The organism is Collinsella sp. HCP28S3_E12 (genome assembly GCF_052065595.1).
GTDB lineage: Bacteria > Actinomycetota > Coriobacteriia > Coriobacteriales > Coriobacteriaceae > Collinsella.
This window is the reverse complement of sequence record NZ_JBQHTS010000009.1, coordinates 59,367-78,772: the sequence shown is the minus strand read 5'-3', so window position 1 is coordinate 78,772 and position 19,406 is coordinate 59,367. Positions and strand designations below refer to the sequence as shown.

15 protein-coding genes are annotated in these 19,406 nt (G+C 56.9%); 9 read left to right on the top strand and 6 right to left on the bottom strand.

The features are described from left to right. Position 1: 1 nt before the first annotated feature. The 4 genes from ACTNBY_RS05190 (at position 2) to ACTNBY_RS05175 (ending at position 3,930) form a co-directional block, all read left to right on the top strand. The gene (locus tag ACTNBY_RS05190; RefSeq protein ID WP_441063672.1) at positions 2–1,021 is read left to right on the top strand and encodes a putative ABC transporter permease; all 1,020 of its coding nucleotides are present in this window, start codon (positions 2–4) and stop codon (positions 1,019–1,021) included. A 198-nt stretch (positions 1,022–1,219) separates the two neighbouring features. Then, positions 1,220–2,497: an ammonium transporter gene (locus ACTNBY_RS05185; RefSeq protein ID WP_441063671.1), complete on the top strand. Its 1,278-nt coding sequence runs from the start codon at positions 1,220–1,222 to the stop codon at positions 2,495–2,497. 152 nt (positions 2,498–2,649) lie between these two features. Then, positions 2,650–2,988 carry a P-II family nitrogen regulator gene (locus tag ACTNBY_RS05180; protein ID WP_117629936.1) on the top strand — a complete coding sequence of 113 codons (339 nt, stop codon included), beginning with the start codon at positions 2,650–2,652 and terminating at the stop codon, positions 2,986–2,988. Between the two features lie 84 nt (positions 2,989–3,072). Then, positions 3,073–3,930: an HAD-IIB family hydrolase gene (locus tag ACTNBY_RS05175; protein WP_441063670.1), complete on the top strand. Its 858-nt coding sequence runs from the start codon at positions 3,073–3,075 to the stop codon at positions 3,928–3,930. Positions 3,931–3,954: 24 nt separating this feature from the next. Here the strand turns inward: ACTNBY_RS05175 and ACTNBY_RS05170 are convergent, their stop codons facing one another. Both ACTNBY_RS05170 and ACTNBY_RS05165 read right to left on the bottom strand, forming a co-directional pair. Further along, the gene (locus tag ACTNBY_RS05170; protein WP_441063669.1) at positions 3,955–7,242 is read right to left on the bottom strand and encodes an ATP-dependent helicase; all 3,288 of its coding nucleotides are present in this window, start codon (positions 7,240–7,242) and stop codon (positions 3,955–3,957) included. A gap of 7 nt (positions 7,243–7,249) precedes the next feature. Beyond that, positions 7,250–8,260 carry a helix-turn-helix transcriptional regulator gene (locus ACTNBY_RS05165; RefSeq protein WP_441063668.1) on the bottom strand — a complete coding sequence of 337 codons (1,011 nt, stop codon included), beginning with the start codon at positions 8,258–8,260 and terminating at the stop codon, positions 7,250–7,252. A gap of 222 nt (positions 8,261–8,482) precedes the next feature. Between ACTNBY_RS05165 and ACTNBY_RS05160 the strand changes: the two genes are divergently transcribed. The 3 genes from ACTNBY_RS05160 (at position 8,483) to ACTNBY_RS05150 (ending at position 11,703) form a co-directional block, all read left to right on the top strand. After that, positions 8,483–9,580 carry an RtcB family protein gene (locus ACTNBY_RS05160; RefSeq protein ID WP_441049061.1) on the top strand — a complete coding sequence of 366 codons (1,098 nt, stop codon included), beginning with the start codon at positions 8,483–8,485 and terminating at the stop codon, positions 9,578–9,580. Between the two features lie 10 nt (positions 9,581–9,590). After that, positions 9,591–10,421 carry a hypothetical protein gene (locus ACTNBY_RS05155; RefSeq protein ID WP_441063667.1) on the top strand — a complete coding sequence of 277 codons (831 nt, stop codon included), beginning with the start codon at positions 9,591–9,593 and terminating at the stop codon, positions 10,419–10,421. A gap of 157 nt (positions 10,422–10,578) precedes the next feature. After that, positions 10,579–11,703 carry a hypothetical protein gene (locus ACTNBY_RS05150; protein ID WP_441063666.1) on the top strand — a complete coding sequence of 375 codons (1,125 nt, stop codon included), beginning with the start codon at positions 10,579–10,581 and terminating at the stop codon, positions 11,701–11,703. 238 nt (positions 11,704–11,941) lie between these two features. Here the strand turns inward: ACTNBY_RS05150 and ACTNBY_RS05145 are convergent, their stop codons facing one another. From ACTNBY_RS05145 to ACTNBY_RS05130, 4 genes are all read right to left on the bottom strand, one after another. Continuing rightward, on the bottom strand, positions 11,942–12,976 hold the full coding sequence (locus ACTNBY_RS05145) for a hypothetical protein (RefSeq protein ID WP_441063665.1): 1,035 nt from the start codon (positions 12,974–12,976) through the stop codon (positions 11,942–11,944). Between the two features lie 8 nt (positions 12,977–12,984). After that, positions 12,985–14,058 (bottom strand): hypothetical protein, encoded by a 1,074-nt coding sequence (locus ACTNBY_RS05140; RefSeq protein ID WP_441063664.1) that lies wholly within the window; start codon positions 14,056–14,058, stop codon positions 12,985–12,987. A gap of 2 nt (positions 14,059–14,060) precedes the next feature. After that, positions 14,061–16,193 carry a hypothetical protein gene (locus tag ACTNBY_RS05135; protein ID WP_441063662.1) on the bottom strand — a complete coding sequence of 711 codons (2,133 nt, stop codon included), beginning with the start codon at positions 16,191–16,193 and terminating at the stop codon, positions 14,061–14,063. Positions 16,194–16,358: 165 nt separating this feature from the next. Beyond that, positions 16,359–18,398: a hypothetical protein gene (locus ACTNBY_RS05130; RefSeq protein ID WP_441063660.1), complete on the bottom strand. Its 2,040-nt coding sequence runs from the start codon at positions 18,396–18,398 to the stop codon at positions 16,359–16,361. On the opposite strand from ACTNBY_RS05130, the gene ACTNBY_RS05125 reads away from it, so the two are divergent. Both ACTNBY_RS05125 and ACTNBY_RS05120 read left to right on the top strand, forming a co-directional pair. Further along, on the top strand, positions 18,399–18,644 hold the full coding sequence (locus ACTNBY_RS05125) for a hypothetical protein (protein ID WP_441015167.1): 246 nt from the start codon (positions 18,399–18,401) through the stop codon (positions 18,642–18,644). Positions 18,645–18,691: 47 nt separating this feature from the next. Then, positions 18,692–19,402, top strand: a complete 711-nt coding sequence (locus ACTNBY_RS05120) for a TetR/AcrR family transcriptional regulator (RefSeq protein ID WP_154514843.1) — start codon at positions 18,692–18,694, stop codon at positions 19,400–19,402. Positions 19,403–19,406: the final 4 nt, after the last annotated feature.

The window sequence follows — 19,406 nt, the reverse complement described above, 5'->3', positions numbered from 1 at the left end:
GGTGGGGACCGCGATCGACATGGCATTTGACGGCGCGACGCTTGCCGCCTGTCCGCTCTCGGCACTGGTGCTCTCGTTTGCCTTTTACGGGTTTTGCGGTTGGGCATGGGAGTCGACAGTCTGCGCCATGCTCAACCAAGGACGCTTTGCCAACAGCGGATTCTTGCTGGGGCCGTGTTGCCCTATCTATGGTGTGGGCGGCATAGCCTGCTGGCTTTTGCTGCGCGGGATTCCGGATGCCTCGAGCCAATTTGTCGCCGCGGCGCTTGTGTGCAGCGTAATCGAGTACAGTGTGGGCCTTCTATTGGAAAAGACAACAGGCGCACGCTTTTGGGACTACTCGCACCTGCCGTTTAACTTGCACGGACGTATCTGCCTGTACTGGGCCTGCGCGTTTGGCCTGGGCGCGTTGTGCATTTGTCGTTTAGTGGAGCCGGCATTGCTGGGGCTGCTTGGCCATCTGCCGGTGCTGATTGTGCGGCTGTCCGCCTTTATCGTCGCGGTCGCGATGATGGTTGATGCGGTGTGCTCGTTGGCGAGCTGGCAGCGTCTGTCCGATCAGCTGGAGCGTGTGCGCGCCGACCTTGCCGACCGCATCAATGAGTCGCTTGCCGATGCCTCGGACTCCATGCTCGAACGTATTCCCGATTCGACGATTGACTCGGTAGCGCAGACGCATATCCGTAGCCGCGCCGTTAACGCGTGGCTGGCCGAGCTGGGCGACGCGGCGCTCGATGCCCTTCGTGAGAAGGCTTCGATGCCGACGTTTATCTCGGATGGTGCTCGCGGCCTGGCGCTTGCCGCCCGCCGCGTGGCCGATGCCGCGCCGAGCATGCCGCGTCCGTCGCTCAGTCGTCGCCTTGCCGGCAAGCGCATGAGCCGTCCGGTGCCGAGTGTGTCGCTCAGCCGTCGCGACCTGCGCTTCTTCAATGCTTTCCCGCGCTTGCGTATCAATCGCTACGAGGGTGTCATTCGAGCAACTAATCTCCGCGACCGCGCCCACGAGCTGTTTCGGCGCTAGCCGGGATGGGCGCGCACACGGCTCCCTTGCTCGCGTATTTCCCGTTCGTTTCGCTTCCGTTGCCGCGCCGTTTCCAAGATTGCGGCACCGTTTCCATTCGACAACGCAGCGTTTAACAACGCCGTATCTGGTCTACACCAGTTGCCCCTCGGCCGCATTATGGGCGCCGACAACGTTCATGCGACCAAAGGGGAGCGAATGTACGATACGGGATCGACAACGTTTATGCTCATCTGCACCATGCTCGTGTTTTTAATGACACCGGGTCTGGCGTTTTTCTATGGCGGCCTGTCCAGGCGCAAAAATGTCATCAACACCATGCTCATGTGTTTTGGCGCCATTGGCCTGGTTGGTGTGCTGTGGATTGTCGCCGGCTGGTCGCTGGCCTACGGTGGCGATGGTTCCAGCCCGTTTATTGGAGGCCTTGACCAGCTGCTGTGCTTGCCGGTGCTCAACCAGGTGCTGCAGGCGGCCGAGGGCAATGCTGCGGACGGTGCCGTCTACCCTCAAATCATCAACATCGCCTTCCAAATGGCATTTGCCATGATCACGGCTGCTATCGTCACGGGCAGCCTGGCCGGCCGCATTAAGTTTGGTGCCATGACGGCCTTCCTGGGCATTTGGCTGCTCGTGGTCTATGCGCCGCTCGCTCACATGGTCTGGGGCGGTGAGGGTTCCTTTATCGGCGACATCATCGGCGCGCTCGACTTTGCGGGCGGCGACGTGGTGCACATCTCGTCCGGTCTGACGGGCCTGATTCTCTGTTTAATGCTTGGCCGTCGTCGCGGCTTTGGCATGGTGAGCTACCGCCCGCATAACGTGCCGTTTGTGGCGCTGGGCGCCGGCCTGCTTTGGTTTGGCTGGTTTGGCTTTAACGGCGGCAGCGAGTTTAAGGCCGACGCTGTGGCCGCGCTCGCCATCCTCAACACCGTGACGGCCAGCGCGGCGGGCATGGTCTCGTGGCTTGTCGTCGAGCGCGTGCATACCGGTCGCCCCACGCTGGTGGGTGCCAGCACCGGTCTGGTTGCGGGCCTTGTGGTGGTCACGCCGGGTGCGGGCTTTGTCGAGCCGTGGGCAGCGCTGGTCATGGGCCTGATCGTATCACCTGTCTGCTACCTGGCTATCAGCCATCTTAAGACCAAGATTGGCTACGACGATGCGCTCGACGCGTTTGGCTGCCACGGCATCGGCGGCATCTTGGGCGGCGTGCTCACGGGCCTGTTCTGCGTGCCGGAGCTCTCGTGGACCGGTAAGGGCGGCCTGTTCTACACGGGCGACGTGTCGCTGCTCATCTCGCAGATCTTGGGTATTGTGGTGACGGTCGCTATTGTACTGGTGTTCGATTTGGTGATCGCTGCGGTGGTCAAGGCGCTGTTCCACGGTAGCCTGCGCGTGGACGAGGCGGACGAGGCGCTGGGCCTGGATGCGAGTCAGCACGGCGAGAGCGCTTATCCTTCGTTCTCTGGGCTCGATTAGCAGCACGGCTTTCCCAGGCACCTGACCTTACCCCTCAAACCGTCGCTTGCGTACCGAAGTACGCGGCGCTCCTCTTTCGGGGCAATCTCGGGCACCTCGAAAACCCGCGTCGTTGAATGGCAATTCATTTCTTTTATTGAGAGGAATTCACTATGAAGAAAATTACGGCGATTGTTCGTGCCGAGAAGCTTGAGGTTCTTAAAGATGCGCTGTTTGCTGCCGATGTTCGTGGCATGACCATCAACCAGGTGCAGGGCTGCGGTGCGCAGCATGGCTGGAAGGAATACGTGCGCGGCAACGAGTTGCTTGTCAACACGATCCCTAAGGTGCAGTTCACCCTCATCTGCGCCGATGAGCATGTCGACGGAATTGTCGACATCATCTGCAACGCCGCCCGCACCGGCGCCGTCGGCGACGGCAAGATCTGGGTCGAGCCGGTCGAGGAAGTTATCCGCATCCGCACCGGCGAACACGGCCCCGCCGCGGTGTAGAATCGACCGCCTGACGGGTGTGCTTCTCTTGGGGCGCGCCCGTTCTCGTCTACAATATCGTGCAGACGAAGGAGAGGCATGCCCATGATCAAGATGTTTGCGAGTGACTTAGACGGAACGCTGCTGAACGCCCTGCACGAGGCAGACGGGACCATCCGCCGTGCCATTCGCGAGCTGACCGAGGCTGGCCTGCATGTGGTTCCCGCGACCGGGCGCTCGACGCTGCCGATTGGCGAGCATGGCTTTACAGGTCTGGCACTCGACGCCTGCTGCTCCAACGGATCCATCGTGCGCAACAGCCATGGCGAGGTGCTCAAGACCTGGACCATCGACCCGCAGATTACCGAGGAGCTGCTCAAGGCGTTCCCGGACATCTGTTTTGACTGCTCCACGCCCGATGGCATGTTCTCGAGCGGATCGTTCGAGATGCACCAGGCGGGCTTTAAAAAGGACAGTCCTATCAAGCGCATCGTGATGCGCGGCATGCGTGCACGTGGGGGGTATCACGAGGAACAGTATTTCGACCAGTCGATCGGTGACATCCTGCGCCATGACGTATGCAAGATCAATTGTCGCGTGACCTCGCCCGAGCTGGAGCGCGACCTTAAGGCGTATTTGGCCGAGCGCTCGGACCGCGTGGTCAACGCGCCGTTCGATCCGGTGATGTTTGAGATCACGGACGTGGCGTGCAACAAGGGCGAGAGTGTGGCCTGGCTGGCGGGCTACTACGGCATTGCCGAGGACGAGGTCGCGGTTTACGGCGACGGCGGCAACGACATCGCCATGCTCAAGCGCTTCCGCCACAGCTACGCGACCAAAAACGGCAGCGATGCCGCCAAGGCCGCCGCGAGCGCGACTATCGGCAGCTGCATGGTCCACGCCGTCCCCAAACACATGCTCGCCACCATGCGCAAGCAAAACTCCCGCACCGTCATCGAATAATGTGGCAAAGGGACTGTTCCTCTGTCACATTCCCGGGTTCTCGACTAGCCAGTGCTCGTAGGCGCGCTGCATGACCTCGGTTTTATCGGCTTTTTTGCGGCAGCCCTTTTGTTCCTCAACGGCCAGTCCATAAGCACCACTCTGCTCAAAAGCGCTGGTATCCCAAGCGCCGTGTTCAATGCGCGACCATACGGCATCGATGAGTTGTTCGAGCTCGGCAATGTCGTCGGCGTTGGCGGTTGTCGCGAACGGCGGGCGGAGCTCGCCCGTTGTCTTGTCGGGCTCGACATAGTAGTCGCCCATGGAAGTGACGGTGTAGCCATAAAACTCGGGTGATGCTTCGACCAGCAGTTTGTAGAACTTGAGCTGACGATGGTAGCCTGCGGGGACTTCTTTGCCAAAACCAGTCTTGTAGTCAACGATCTGCACCGTTTTAGTGGCATCGTCAACGAGGAGCAGGTCGAGAAAACCAAAGAGCGGAGTTCCTTCGGTGGTCAGGCACTGCATATTCGCCTCTGTGACGCAGCGATAGCCATGCACATGCTCGACAAGCCAGGGGACGAATGCACGACAAATGCGTTCGAAGCGCTCCGAATAGCGATGGACGTCCTCGGGGGCAAAATCGAGCCACGAAATCTGCTGGCGATACTCGGCCTTAATTGTCTCAATCGCCGCCTCGCCATCGGCTGCCATTCTATTAACGATCTCCTCGAACATCGCGTGAACGATGGTGCCGAATTCGGTTTGGATCGTGGGCGCCGTGGGCAGGCGCACAATCTGCTTCTCAGGGAAGTGCTGGCTATTTGCGCATCCAGGCTCGTACGTCACAAAGTTGTTGAGCGCTGTGGCAGAAAGAAACTTCACGTCGGTATGAGGTTCCAAAAGCGCGCGGAGCTCGGGCGTATCAAACACGTAGTTGTCGCGCCACTCGGTTTCGATTGCAACGCTGAGCTGGTCTGTCTCAGCAGAAACTTCGCAAGAGTCGATAAGCCCCGTGAGCTCCTGCAAAGCCAACCCGCCGGCGCGGTACAGCTCGAGGTGTCGCTTAGCGCGCGTGATGGCGACAAACAGCAGGCGACGCGCGTCGTCGTTGTCCTTTTCATCACGAATCAGCAGGTTGGATGGGTACAAACTCATGCCGCCGGCGCCTTTGTGCCAAGTGGAGTCGTCGGCATCGAGCAGGTAGACGCAGTCGAACTCCAGGCCCTTAGAGCTATGGGCGCTGGTGAGGCGAACAGCTCCCGGCGCGCCGAGGTTGATCGATGCGTCGATACTCACGCCAAACTTTTGAGCGGCATCGAGCTTGTCGACAATATCGGGCAGGCGAAGCGCGCGTCCCATACGGCGCGCATCTCCCATTTCACCTTCGGCAAAGGCGAGTAGGGCGCGGATGCCGGCATTGAATTCGGCGGCACCCAGCGGATCCTGTTTTTTATGATCCTGATAATAGCCGAGGCTGCGTTCGACAATCTTAAAGAGCAACGCTCTGACCGGGGAGGCGCCGGCCTCGGCCGCCCACTGCATAAGGTCGTCGTGTAGCTCTTTGACGCGGGCGATATTGCTCTCGCGCATGGCGGCCATCCAGTCGCCATGCTGGTCTCGCTTGGCGCTGAGCGCAAACGTCACGGACGATGGATGGTCGCCGCCCAGCTCGGTGGCACAGATGATCTGCGGAAGATAGCTGCTGGCGAGCTCCTTCTTCCCGCGAGTAAGCGCGGCAACGCAGCGCAGCAGCGCCAGCGTCGTCTGCATGCGCTCGGAGGCAAAGAGGTTTTGCCGTTCACGATAGGAAAACGGCACGTTCTCCTTAACGAGGAAGGGGATAAGCGAACGCAGTGCGGCGTGTTTGGCAGAGATGACTGCAATTCCTTCATTGGGATCTTCGCAGTCATTGAGGTAGCCGGACTCAAGCCGCTGCTTAATGCTCGCAGCGACAGCGGCGTATTCTTCGGCTTTGCCGCTGAAGACGTTCTCACTAAAGTTGACCTGGTCACCTTGGGGCCTAAACGCCACGATCGATTTGTTCGAGCTGGCGTCGAGGCGATATTCAATTTGCCGTGCGATAGCTTGACCAAGCTCAACGATGGCGGGCGTGGAGCGATAGTTGGTCTTGAGCACGATGCTCCGGGGCGAGAACTCGGCCGCAAACTGGTTGGCGCATTCGATCGTGGCGCCCTGAAAACGCATGATGGCTTGATCGTCATCGCCAACGGCCATGATATTGGGCGCATCAACGCCGTCGCAGAGCAGCTCGATGATGCGCATCTGGGCACCATTGGTGTCCTGGAACTCGTCAACTTGGATATAGGTATAGGTGTCCTGGAGCACTTGGCGCAACGCGTCGTTGTGCTCGACGGCGTTAACGAAGTCGCCGATCATGTCGTCGTAATCGTAGAGATGGTGTTGGTCGAGCTCGCTCTGGTAGCGACGCGCGACGTCGCAAGCGGTCTTGAGTCGCTCGCTCTGCTCCACAATCTTAAACGTGCGCCCCTGAGAGTTGCTGCCTCCAAAGAAGGCATCGCGCACCTTGGTGTATCCCGAGGATTTGCCCTTCTCATCGATGAGCTCGGTGCGGCGAACGGTGTCGCGCAACTCAAGAATGTACGGCACGTACGTGCCGGCGGGACAGTCAATCGGGCGGGTGAGCGATGTGGGTGCCATGGCGCAGACACGCTCGACCTCTTCCTCAAAGCGTTCGGCCAACACGGCGCTTGCCCTTTCGCGGGCGAGCGAAAGCAGCTCGGAATGTTCGGTGAGCCAGGTAGCGGCGTCGATATTCTGCTGCGCGATGGCGCTCAGCGTGTCGTAGTCCAGGCCACTGCGTTTGATTTTGGAGACAAAGCCGATCATCTTACCGATGTTTTGCGCAGGCATATCGGGTGACCCTCCGCCTAGCGGAGAACCAAAGGGCAGCGATTTGAGCAGCCGATCAAAAACTTCTTGCTGGTGCAGGCTGGTAACAAGCGTGTCGGTCGAAGGGCGCATGAAGTACTCGGGATAGCGCGACCTGATGCTGCTTGCAAATCCGTGGAACGTACTGACTTCGATGCCGTAGGCGTCGCGGCCGATGAGCTCAATCAGGCGCTTGCGCATGGCCTCCGCGCCCGCCTCGGTATAGGTGAGGCAGAGGATGTTGCTAGGGGCGGCGTCGCGTTTGGCCAAGATGTTCGCCGCGCGCAGGCTCAGCAGCTGCGTCTTGCCGGTGCCGGGGCCGGCAATGACGAGCAACGGACCATCTAGGCATTCGACGGCCTCGCGCTGTTCGGGATTCAGGCGCTCGAACGATACGTTAAAGTTGGGGGTCATGTTCATGGCAGTATTACCTGTCTTCCTGGTAGAGCGCACGCGTGCTATCGAGATAGTCAAGATACGTATCGATGGCACTTTGAGGTTGAACGATCTTAATGAAGGTGCTGAGTTGCAGCAGCCAGCCAAAGAACTGCGGAGACAGCGGGGCTTTGACGGTAGCTAACAGGCGCCCATCCTGGTTCTCAAACACAACGGCATCGAGCCCGAACTTGTCGATGAGCGGGTTCATTGCGCGGTCATCGAGTTCCAGCACCACGGTGGTCTTATCGGCCGCATAGACTCCAAACGATGGCGAAACGTGGTCCTCGAGCACATAGCCTGCGATACGCGGATCTTTGGTCGCGGACTCTTCGGATACCGCAACATCGAGCATGCGATCGACGCGATAAGGCGTGAACGGCTGATGACCCGAGCCGGCATTAGCCCATTTATCTCTAAATCCAATCATGTAATAGAGTTCGTCGGAGTAGATAAGGCGCACAGGTGTGAGCTCGTAGACCTTTCCGTCATGATTAAGGGCCTTTTGCTTGGCGGCGTCGTAGTGGAAGTAACGAAACCGAATCTTGCGTTTTTCGCGCATAGCCTGCTGAATCAAGTCGATGTTGAGCAGGGCATCAGAGTTTTGCATCTTCACGCGCGAAGGCACGTCGACACGCTTGTGCATCAGTTCGCGTTCGCCCAGGCTGGCGAGGCTCTGCAGCTTGCCGATGAGGTGGTCGGTCAACTCATCGGTCAAAAACGGCGAACTCTGTACGGCGTCAACAAGCATGATGAGCTCTTGCAGGTCGAGCGGGCGTGAGACCAGGGCCCATTCCCTGCCACCGCGCTGGTCGATGTTGAGCCCAAAGTCGCGAAGCGTTTGCAGATCACGATAGATGGCCTTTCGCTCTGCCTCAAGGTCGTGATAGGCGAGTTCCTCGATGATCTGCTGCGTTGTGAGCCCGTGCGTGCTGTCGGTCTTTTCCATCAAGGTTTTAAGCAGGAACAGAAGCCTGAGCTTTTGATTTGGTCTGTTCGCCACGTTGTCTCCTTTCGCCGGCAGGGTACCAACCGGAGATACAAAACAAGACCCGTTATTGGGACTCATTGTAGTCCGCGCGACCGTAGTATTCGCAGCAATAAGAGCTCGAATAGGGCGAAAGGTGGTTAAACGGAAATCGGCGGTTTGGCTGGCTGGTGTGACATGCGCTCTATTGGCTTGGGGCCGGTTCCGGTTTACAAGGATCAGAACAGGAGAAATGCGATGGCAGACATCAAAGTCTTTGCCGAGAATCTTGAGGATTCAACCAAGGAGCAGATCGAGGAGATTTCCAGCTGCCCGGCGTTTGAAGGCGCCAAAATCCGCATCATGCCCGATGCCCATAAGGGCAAGGGCTGCGTGATTGGCTTTACGGCAAACTTGGGCGACAAGGTGATTCCCAACCTGGTTGGAGTCGACATCGGATGCGGGATGTACTGCGTGCCGCTTGCGGAAACCATCGCGCGCGACGACCTCATTCAGTTCAATCGCGATGTGAAGCGCGCGGTGCCCACGGGCTTTAGCCTTCATCGCGATCCTGCCTGCGTACTCGCGGACTTTGACATGGAGTCGCGCGATTGGCTTCAGGACAAGCGCAAGGTTGAGCGCTCCATGGGCACGCTGGGCGGCGGCAATCACTTCATTGAACTCGACGAGGACGAGGATGGGTGCCAATATCTGGTCGTGCACACCGGCTCGCGCAACATGGGCAAGCAGACGGCGGAGCATCATCAGGCGCTGGCGCAGAAGACGTGCACGGCGGATATCCCCGACGAGCTTAAGTATCTCGTGGGAGATCTTTCTGCCGAGTATCTCGTCGATATGCATAACTGCCAACGCTTCTCGAATCAGAACCGCAAGGCGATTGTCGCACAGATTATTGAGCGTACGGGAATTCGGCTCGACGGAGACGGCTTTACCACCATGCACAACTACATCTCGGAAGGCGGCATGATTCGCAAGGGCGCCATTAGCGCTCATGCGGGCGAGATGGTGCTGATTCCGTTCAACATGCGCGACGGTGCCGTTATTGCACGCGGCAAGGGAAACGAGGACTGGAACTGTTCGGCGCCGCACGGGACGGGTCGCGCGATGAGCCGCGCCAAAGCGTTCCAAACGCTCGACACCAGGTCGTTCGTTAACGAGATGCGCGATGCCGGCATCTACTGTCCGAGTGCATGCGAGACGACGCTCGATGAGTCGCCCGAAGCGTATAAGCCTGCGGATGATGTACTGAGACTCATGGACCCGACGGTTGATGTTATTCACCGACTCAAGCCGATTTGGAATTTTAAGGCTACTGGTAAGCGTGGTAGGCGTTAGGAGGGTTGCGATGACGTTAAAGATGGACTCCAGGGACGACCGAATTGGACACTCTGTGAGCATGGGCGAGATAATGGGCCTGCCAGGCGTTATGCCGCCGACAGATGCGAGCCAGCGTGGTTGGATTCGTGAAGAACGGGGCGATGGCGTCTTTGACATAAGCCGTTTCCATGATCGACTGACTTCCGGGCTCGATCATGCCATGGAAACATCGGTGTTCGAGGTCCTACAGGTATTGAAGACTGGTATGCCTGTTGATGACATCCTGGGCGGCGGTATTGGACTAGGCAAGCTTAGCGTGATTGGCGGCGCGCATGAAGACGTTTCGAACGTACTGGCGCATGCGGTTTTATGCCTGAGCGAGCAGTGCACTGTGCTTTACGTGCCGATGCGGGAGTGTGAAGAGGACGCGATCGCCCGGCTTATTCGCGCCGAGATGGGCACCAAAGTGCCGGAGGATTCTGAAGAGCGTCAAGTCGAGGCAATCCGCGCAACGATGCGCCTCAAGCAGCGCAACCTAGGCATTTTTGTTGAGGACAACATGACCATGGACCTTTTAACGAGCTGGTTGCTCGGCGACCAGACGTGGAATAGAGCAGTGCTAAAGGACGTCGTGGTCGTAATTGACGGACTCGAGATGCTCGACGACAATCGCCCCGTGAATGCAGCCCTGCGCGACCTGCGCAACATGCTCAGCCCAACATCCGCCATCCTGGCAGGCTGCTTTGCGGCAGAGGGCGGCAACGATGCGGCTTTTGCCGAGACCCACTGCAATGCAGACGCCCTGGCCCGCATAAGTTTCGATGGCACGGAATCTTCCTGCGCGCGAGTCTTTGGCTGAGGTCAGGGCTAATAACAACTGCTCGGCCAGCAGCGCGTCTACCAGCAGAAAGTGACCGCTCAACAGCCAAGAAGATGCGTTTAAGTGGGTTAAGAATTACCATCAAATAGAGGGCAAAGACGAGCGGGCTTCTGTCAGATTCAGAAAGGAACGTCCAATGGCAACGCGTAAAGATCGGAATGTTAGGCGAATCGTTTCTTCCATTGAGGCTTCGCTTCATCCGGATAAGTATTACGAGTTTGATTTAGACCAGAACGGTTTTCCGGTTTTTAGCGATAAGAACATCGCCTTTGTGAACGGTCTCGTAAATAATGATTCGAATTACACATGGATTGATCAGGACACGATTCACGATAAGTATGTGGATGCTTCGAACGGTGATGCCTGCGCCATCCGGGAGGCTGTTTATTTTACTAATAAAATGAATTCGACGCATTTGGCTGCAGTGACGGTAAAGGGTGGCCAAGATGAGCTAATGGGCAAGATGAATGCCGAGCTCAAACGGCTTTGCGAAATCAAAGAGGATTCGCAAGGCGGTAGTGGTGAAAAGGGGGATGAGGGCGAAGCCGAGCTTACTGGTGGAACACTTATAACTGCCGCATATCTTGTGAGCCAGTATGCGAATAATAATGAACTGGGGTCTAGCCTGCTGGAAAAAGACCTTGAGTCCCGAGCGAATCTCGTTGCCAGCATCGCGCGCGCTACAACAAATATGACTTATAAACTATTGCCGGAAGAGGACCCTAGCGACCTTAAGTGCAACCGAAGCAATTTTTCCTTTGCAACAAAGTTTTGCCACCATGGTTGTCGTAATCTAAGCAGGCGTGAGGTGAATGACTCTTATATCTATGATGCGGACAACTTCTGCATCTATGACACGGTTGTCGGCACAATGCTTCCTTATTATGCGGATGCTTATATTGATTACGGCAGCAATGAGGGTGAGTGGCTTAACGAATGGTGCAAAAAATACAATGACACTCCATTGAGCCGCTATGGAAACCGATATGCATGGATTAGAGGTACGATTAATAAACTGGTTGCCACGCCCGATGAGGATGTTGAAAACGCTGACGCCCAGGTCGCTTGGGGCTACCTGGGATACCTTGATCTTTACAGCCATATCGTTGACGGTATCAATGAGTGGCGAAAGCAGGAAAACCAGACGGTTGGTTCAAATAACGGCTCCGCCCCAGATATTGGCTTCCATGAAGTCGACCTGATGATTTGGTACTTCTTCAAGGGCAGTCGTCTCGACAAGGCAAAGGAGACGATGAAATAAATCGTCGCTAAGCTTAGCGACGATTGACAATGGAAAAGTCCCGCCCAAGTTCGACATTATGTGTAGAGCTTGGGCGGATCAAGATGCTTTCACTTCGCCCAAAGATATTCTGAGTCTCGTTCTCGGGCCGTGCCTGGTTTGGGCACGGCTTTTTTCGTATCTATGAAGATTCGAATGCTGAATTGAGATATGGGCAAGACCTGCTGATGGGGATCGCTGCGGTTTTCCGCATCTCCCGTCAACGCGAGCGATGCCGATATATATCCAACCAGCCGGGTTCTTCTTCTTTGTTGTCGGCGCACGCTTCTAGCAAGTCATCTATCCGGTCTAGCCCGATTGCTTGCAAGGTCACGCATGCTTCCGGCAAGGGCTGCGTTGCTTTTCTCGCCCTGAACACGGGCGACAGCATCAAGTTCGTATACGCCCATCCGGCAAAGCAACTGCCGTAGGGGATAGAGCCACATCTGATCTGCCCATCGCCATCGGAATACAGACAGTCCAATTTCGAGTTTGCTACCAGGCAATAACAAGGTCCCGGCGCCCATGGGCGGCAGTCGATCTCAAGAATTTCGCCCTTTCTGTACGGAGTGGGCAGGTCGACATATGCCCCCTTGAACCACGGGCCAAAGATTCCACCCACAATGCAGTCGAGCACCTCGCCACATTCGCCCTCTTCTTCCCTGCAGATGTACTGGATTTCGCCGGAGGCGTTTGCGTAGTAAGTGTAGTCTGGCTGTAGAAAGCCGTCGTATGGATATGAACAGCTTGGGTCGTTGGCAAGGTTGAACAGCTCGATCATCCAGTATGAGGACGACAGGTCTGTCATTTCGCTCCACTTGTCTGCGTATGCCTTCATTGCCGCAAGGGCTGCCTGCCACGATGCTACGGGGAAGGGGCCATGCGTGATGGCGGATCCCACTTCGTTGTCGACAAAGCTAATTTCGCTAATAAGCAGTACCTTCCTGTTCCCGTCGACGGCCTTTAGCGCGTTCAGGCAGTCATCGATGTAGTCGAAGCAAATCTGCCGATAGTGCCAGTAAGGGGTGTCGTCTGACGAGTTGCACCCGCCAGCAACCAGTCTGCCGAGTAGCTCTCGTTTGCGGGTAATTTCAACCGGTGCTCCACCGACAATCTGCATGTAATGGTCGCCGCTCAGGAGCTGCGGATTATGCAGCAAATGCTCTCGCAGCTCCGGAGAGTCGATCAAGTTGATTATTTCTTCGTGCACGATAGTCTCCGAGTTGTTGGTGCGACTTCTTGTGGATTCGGGCATGACGACCTTTATTCAAATAGCTGCGGGTACTTCTCCTTGAGCGGCGCCTGATCCAGACGCAGCTCTTCCAGGTTGCGCTTTGCCTTGGACTCCATCCTTATGGTGTCGATAAACGCGATGAGTGAGTCGACATACAGGTCGCCGCGCAGGTAGGCCTGGGCGGCGATTAAAATTCGCTGCTCGTCTTCGAGTGGTTTGCGATAGTACTCAAGATTCAGGTAAAGCGGGTCTGGCTCGCCGATGTAGAGGGGAAACGTCTCGTTGTAGGTAATCGAGCAGCCAGTGGCACGCATGTTGCTGATATCCCCTGCATGGCGATAGTGCTCGAGGCGCTGCTGCGCATGATCAAGCCATTCGTCAGAACGGTCTGCCTGCCGAAGCTCTGCCTCGAGCTTTGTCCGGTCCCACGTGGGCAGATCGAACAGCGTGAACGGCTCGCGGGCACTGCCTTGTGGCGTCCAGACGATATCGCCGGTGTGGAACGGCGTGGGGATATCGACCCAGATGAACTCGAATGCGATCTCCCAATCGTTCTCAACGGGGCCGGCGGAAGGACAATAGACGGAAAGGGCCTCGCCTTTACCGTTCACCATGAGCCAATCTTCCCGGCGATGTTCTTCGTCGGCATCGAGCGGGCGCCGGGTGATGCGTACGCGTGCCTCTGGACGGCTCGCCAGCTCATCATCACCGCGCAACGCCTCGGCACATTTCTCATAACAGCTGAATGGCGCGCCGAAGGCCCCACAAAGTTGCCCGTCGGGCACAATCTCCTCTTCATACTGATAAACGTAGCCCGTCCCACTCGCAAACGCATTGACGCACCGCTTGTTGTAATCGATTGTCCAGCGCAAAAAAGTATGGAAATCGGGGATGGCCGGCCTTCCAAGACCGGCATGGGTTGCCTCCAGCGAACAATTGGGCATAGTTCGGGCGATCTCCTGCCAAGCTTCGCATTTCTGATCGAGCGTGGCGGTCTTCGAAAACCAAACCAGATAGGCGGCCTCAATGGTGTTGGGTTGAAAATTGATGCGGAGGAGATGCTCCCGAATGTCCCGGGAGTCAACAAAATCCAAGATGTCCATGGTTAGCTCCTCTTTGTTTCGAATCGCTCCGGCGGGGTTATCGCATCATCGAACAGCTCCGGATAGCGGATCTTGAGCCCGCCGTCTTCCCCTTCAAACCGCTCGGCTTTTTTCTTGACCAGCGCCTGCAGCTCGCAAAGACTTGATAGCGCAATTAGTGAGTCAAGACCCAGATTGCCGTCGAGATATGCCCGCACGCCGTACAGAATTCTCGCCTCCGGCTTGAGCGGGGTACGGCAGTATTCCATATCGAGAAGAAAACAACTCGGCTCTCCGATATAGACGGGGTACTCCAGGGGATATTCAATCTGACAGCCGTAGGCGTACATGTCGCTCGTATCGCCATTTTGCCGATGGTGCCTGAGCAGGTCGTCGGCCTTTTTTGCGGCGCATTCCCTGTAGGTGGAAGGCGGAAGCTCATCTATGACCCGCTGCGTGGTCCATGTCTGCATATTGAGAAGCAGCATGGGGTCGCCAGGGTCGCCGTGACGACAAATGATGTCGCCGGCGTGGAATGGCGTCGGGATGTCAAACCACATCAACTCAAAAGCGAAAGTGGGGTCTTCGCCCTCGCGTTCCATGTCGATGCAGCGCAGTTGACAGTCCATGGTCTCGCCTTTTGCGTTGAGCATGAGCCTGTCGGCGGCATAGTAGTCTTCGTCCGGATCGATCGGGCGGCGCGTTATTTCTATCGAGGTAGGATTTTCCTCCTCAAGCTCATTCCAGATTGCCTCGAAACATTTTTCGTAGCTGGTGTAGGGGCCATAATTGCACCCGCTCTCATGGGGACTTCCCGTCTTGTCCTCAAAGAAATACATGTGCTTGCCAGGCTGTTTGAACTGGGCGATTTTCTTGCGCTCCCATCTGATGACGTCGCGAAGAAAGACATGGAAGTTGGGGATATTGAACGTGCCGTATCGCCTGCTCATCGCACAATTGGGCATGTTTTCGAGAATCTTTTGCCAGGCCTCAATTTTCTGTTGCAGCGTCTTCTCGTTCGAATGGTCGACGATGAACGCTGCCTCGGGCGTGGTGGGCTCGTAGCCGATGCCTTCCAAATGCTCTCTGATATCGGGCGAGTCGAGAAACTCGAGAATGTCCGAACGTATAGCGTTGGCACTGGGACCGGCCGATGTGCGGTATGGCTGCAGGCAGTCGTGTACGACCGATCCGTCCGACCAATGTTTGCCGTAGCTGGGGTCATCGTGCAGCTTTTTCGAGAGCTCGAGCATAAAGGAGCAATCATCGGGCAATTCGCCGGTATAACGTTCGGCGGTATAGAGGGCAGAGGGCGTGAAGTCGTCGAGGAAGCCGTCCGTGAAATCCCTCAAGCGGAGATTGCCTTCCTCAACGCCGTAGATTTTGCTCGGATAGGCGCACCAAACCTGGCCTTTGAACGAGCTATCGTAGTCGTCTTCGAGCACGATGGCAAAACGGGGACCGTGATCGAAGGGCCGACCGTCAATCTTGATGATGTCGCCGGGGACCCAGGGAGTGTAAAAGACCTCACCATTGGCGCAGAAGTGCTTGCTATTGTTCCACGGCAAGTGATCGATGCTTTGGTGCGGAGTCCGCTGATTCCGGCGGTCGCTCAAAAAGACCAAATCGCCAGCCATGGTTGCGGCGAATATCAGCGAGGCTTGAGCGCGTGGGCGGTCGTGTAAGTCTTCGGCGGTATAGAGCTTAATCTGCCAGAATGATTCGGACCAATCTTCATCGGGGTCGTCATCGACGTATTGCTTCATAAGGGTTTGAGCGGCATCCCAAGAGGCAACGGGGAAGGGGCCATCAAAGGTGTCGTGCCCGCGCTCGTCTTCACTGTAAAACACGCCGGAGACCAGCAAGATACCGCGGTCACGGTCAACGTTGTAAAGCATATCGAGTGCAGTGTCGAGTTGTTCGAGGCCGGAGTCGATCGTCTCGGCGTAATCCGATGAGACCTCTTTGCGAAGCTGCTCGAGCATGGTCCGTTTTTCGTCGAGCGTCTTGAGGGAGCCGCCGATGGTTTTACAGAGGGAGCCATCTGCCATTCCCATGTGTTTGAACATATGAGCACGCAGCTCATCGTCCTTGATGCAACTGCAAACGAGCTCCCTGCCGGCATCGGTGATCACGGTATCTGCTTGGCTGTCCATAGAAACCTCCAATTCGGTCGTTGCCGTTAGCATCCATCAGAGGTTGTGCTTTGTGGTCCCATTAACGGGTCCCATATGAATCTCGCGTCAAACATACTTTTGGAAACGCACTGGTACATGAGTGTGCGCGTACTGAAAGGACAATCGGTAGGGGCGTTTCAAAAACTAAGCGTAACTGGTGCAACCTCCCTCTAAGAAGGGATCGGCCGTCGCATCGAACAGCTCCGGGTAGCGGTCCTTGAGCCAACCGTCTACATCCTCGAAGCCACGCGCCTTTTTCTCCGCCAGCGCCTGTAGCTCGCATGCGCTGGCCATTGCGGCGAGCGAATCAACCGCCAGGTCGCCTTTGACATATGCCCTGACGCCGTAAAGGATTCGCTCCTCTGACTTGAGCGGCTTGCGGTAATAGTCGATGTCCAAAAGAAAGCCCTCAGGCTCCCCAATGTAGAAGGGGAAATGCAAGGCGGATGAGACTTGGCAGCCGTAGGCGTACATGTCGCTGGTGTCGCCGTCATATCGGTGCCAGCGCAATAGCTTGTCGGCCTTTTGAACGAGGCGCTCTTTGTAGACGGAGGAGGCCAGCTCTTTGTCGATTCGTTCGGATCCCCAAGTTTGCAGGTCAAACAGCACCATCGGCTTGTCGGGACGTTGGAGGTTGCAGACGATGTCTCCGGCATGGAGGGGCGTTGGGATATCAAACCACATGTCCTCGAAATCGCTGGCGGTGCCCGCCTCGTCCCACTCGCTTTTGTTGCGGTAATCGCAAGACATTACTTCGCCGTTCGCATTGAGTAAGACCATGTCGTCGGCATAGTGGTCTTCGTCTGGGTCGATGGGACGACGAGTGATCCTGATGGCTTTGGGATCGTCACCGTCGAGCTCTTTCCAGATGGCATCGAAGCACTTTTGATAACTGCTGTACGGGCCGTAAAGACAGCCGCCCTGCCCGCGCCGGTCCCATGAGTAGTCATCAAAGAAATACAGGCTCAGACCGTCCGTCCTTATAAAGTGTGCGAGCTTTCTTTGCTCCTGCCTGATGGCATTGCGCAGAAAGGCATGGAAGTCCGGGATGTTGACCGTGTCGTTTCTGCGGCTCATGGCGCAATTGGGCATATTGTCGATGATCTTTTGCCAGCCTTCGAGCTTTTGCTGCAGCGTTGCTTTATGCGAGCAATTGACAATGAAAGCCGCTACGGGCGTGGTGAGCTCGTAGTTGATTCGTTGAAGATGCTCCTTAATACTGTGCGAGTCTAAAAACTCGAAGATGTCCGGACGAATATCCAGCTCGCTTTGGTTGGCGGGCTTGCGATACGGCTGAAGGCAGTCATGTCCGACCGAGCCTTCGGACCATTGCTTGCCGTAGTCGGGGCTGTCGTGCAGCATCTGCGAAAGCTCGAGCATAAAAGCGCAGTCGTCCGGCAGCTCACCGGTGTAGCACTCGGCGGTGTAGAGGGCGGAGGGGATGAAGGGGTCCAGGAGACTGTCGCTGTAGGTGCCGGATGAAAGTGAACCCTCCTTAACGCCGTGATCTTTACTAGGCCCTGCGCACCAGATCTGTCCCCGGAGCGTGTGCTCGTAGTCGTTTTCGAGCACAATGGCAAAGCGAGGCCCGTGATCAAAGGGGCGACCGTCGATTTTGAGGATGTCGCCTGGGACCCACGGCGTATAGATGGGTTCGTTGCTGTTGCAGAACCGTCTGCTATCGTTTCGCCAGGCGCTTTCGACATACGATTTGCGAGTGCGGTTATTGCGCTGATCGCGGAGAAATATAAGCTCGCCATCCTTGGTTGCCGCAAACGCCAGGGAGGACTGCGCCGTTTGATGTTCGTGAAGGTCTTCTGGGGTGTATAGGTCGATCTTCCAGTACGATTCGGACCAGTCGTCTTCAGGATACTCTTCGATGTAGCGCTTCATGAGTGCCTGCGCGGCCTCCCACGATGCGGTGGGGAAGGGACCGTCGAGGGCGCCGGCGTCGCGCTCCTCCTCGTTGTAGACCATGACGTATAGCAGGAGGATTCCGCGGTCGCGCTCGATGTTGTGGAGCATATCGAGTGCGCTGTTGAGCTGGGCGAGATGCGAATCGATATCTTCGACCAGCTCCGGCGAAACCTCCTTGCGGAGTTGCTCGAGCATGGTGCGTTTTTCATCAAGCGTCTTAAGAGAGCCGGCGATGATTGGCGCTGGCCAGTATAGGTATTTACGCATGTGGTCGCGCAGCTCTTGGCTCTTGATGCAGCTGAGGACGAGGTCCTTGCCGGCATCGGTGATGCCATCGCATGCCTGATTGTTCATGTCGGCCTCCTTATCGATCATTACCGGCATGATGAAACGGGCGTGGCGATTGTTGGTCCCATTAACGGGACCAAGCAGCGGCTCGATGTGACAAAGGGACTGCCCCTTCGTCGCATCCAAATATTGCCTTTACGTGTTGATACACACGGTGTGCAATAATACTCGCACTGTGCAATAGCGCACAGGCTGAGTAACAAGGAGGACGCTTGTCCCAGCTCGAGAAATGCGATCGCCGGTCCCTTCGCTCGCAGCGTGCCCTTCGCCAGGCACTTGCCAGCGAACTAGCCGAAAGCGGCGATCTTTCGCGCATTAACGTCGCGTCGCTCACCGAGCGCGCCGGCCTTACGCGCCGTACGTTCTATTCGCATTACCGCGATATCCCCGACTTTATCAATCAAATCGAGGACGGCTTGCTGGCCGAGATCCGTGAGCGTATTGAGCTCATCACCGCAGCTCGGCTGCCCGATCTCTATCACAACATCGATGAGCTCGAGCCGGCGCCCGGTTCGGTTGAGCTACTGCGTTATCTTGCGGCCAACCGCGACTTGATCGGTGCTCTGCTGGGTCCGGGCGGCGACCAGGCCTTCATTAAAAGGATTATCGACACCGCGCGTGAGGCTGTGGTGCCGCGTGCACAGACGGGCATTTTGGGCCTGGCGCTGGGCACGTTCTTTGACTACTACGTCACCTACGTCGTGAGTGCCGAGGTCGGCATGATTCAGCGCTGGTTTGAGCGTGGGCTCACCGAATCGCCCGAGGCCATGGCGCGCATGATGACGGTGCTCGCTTTTGTGCGCCCTGGTGACCTGTATGGCCAACCCATCGATATCAACGTGCCGGAGTACGGCATGAAGCTATTGAACTTGCAGCTCGAGGACGCGGCCGACACCGCCGTAACCGTCGAGTCCAACAACTAAGAGG

Coding starts and splice junctions, on each gene's coding strand:
- ACTNBY_RS05140 (WP_441063664.1), bottom strand. CDS start 14,058: ATGGACATCTTGGATTTTGTTGACTCCCGGGACATTCGGGAGCATCTC.
- ACTNBY_RS05175 (WP_441063670.1), top strand. CDS start 3,073: ATGATCAAGATGTTTGCGAGTGACTTAGACGGAACGCTGCTGAACGCC.
- ACTNBY_RS05185 (WP_441063671.1), top strand. CDS start 1,220: ATGTACGATACGGGATCGACAACGTTTATGCTCATCTGCACCATGCTC.
- ACTNBY_RS05150 (WP_441063666.1), top strand. CDS start 10,579: ATGGCAACGCGTAAAGATCGGAATGTTAGGCGAATCGTTTCTTCCATT.
- ACTNBY_RS05170 (WP_441063669.1), bottom strand. CDS start 7,242: ATGAACATGACCCCCAACTTTAACGTATCGTTCGAGCGCCTGAATCCC.
- ACTNBY_RS05180 (WP_117629936.1), top strand. CDS start 2,650: ATGAAGAAAATTACGGCGATTGTTCGTGCCGAGAAGCTTGAGGTTCTT.
- ACTNBY_RS05130 (WP_441063660.1), bottom strand. CDS start 18,398: ATGCGTAAATACCTATACTGGCCAGCGCCAATCATCGCCGGCTCTCTT.
- ACTNBY_RS05160 (WP_441049061.1), top strand. CDS start 8,483: ATGGCAGACATCAAAGTCTTTGCCGAGAATCTTGAGGATTCAACCAAG.
- ACTNBY_RS05145 (WP_441063665.1), bottom strand. CDS start 12,976: ATGCCCGAATCCACAAGAAGTCGCACCAACAACTCGGAGACTATCGTG.
- ACTNBY_RS05155 (WP_441063667.1), top strand. CDS start 9,591: ATGACGTTAAAGATGGACTCCAGGGACGACCGAATTGGACACTCTGTG.
- ACTNBY_RS05135 (WP_441063662.1), bottom strand. CDS start 16,193: ATGGACAGCCAAGCAGATACCGTGATCACCGATGCCGGCAGGGAGCTC.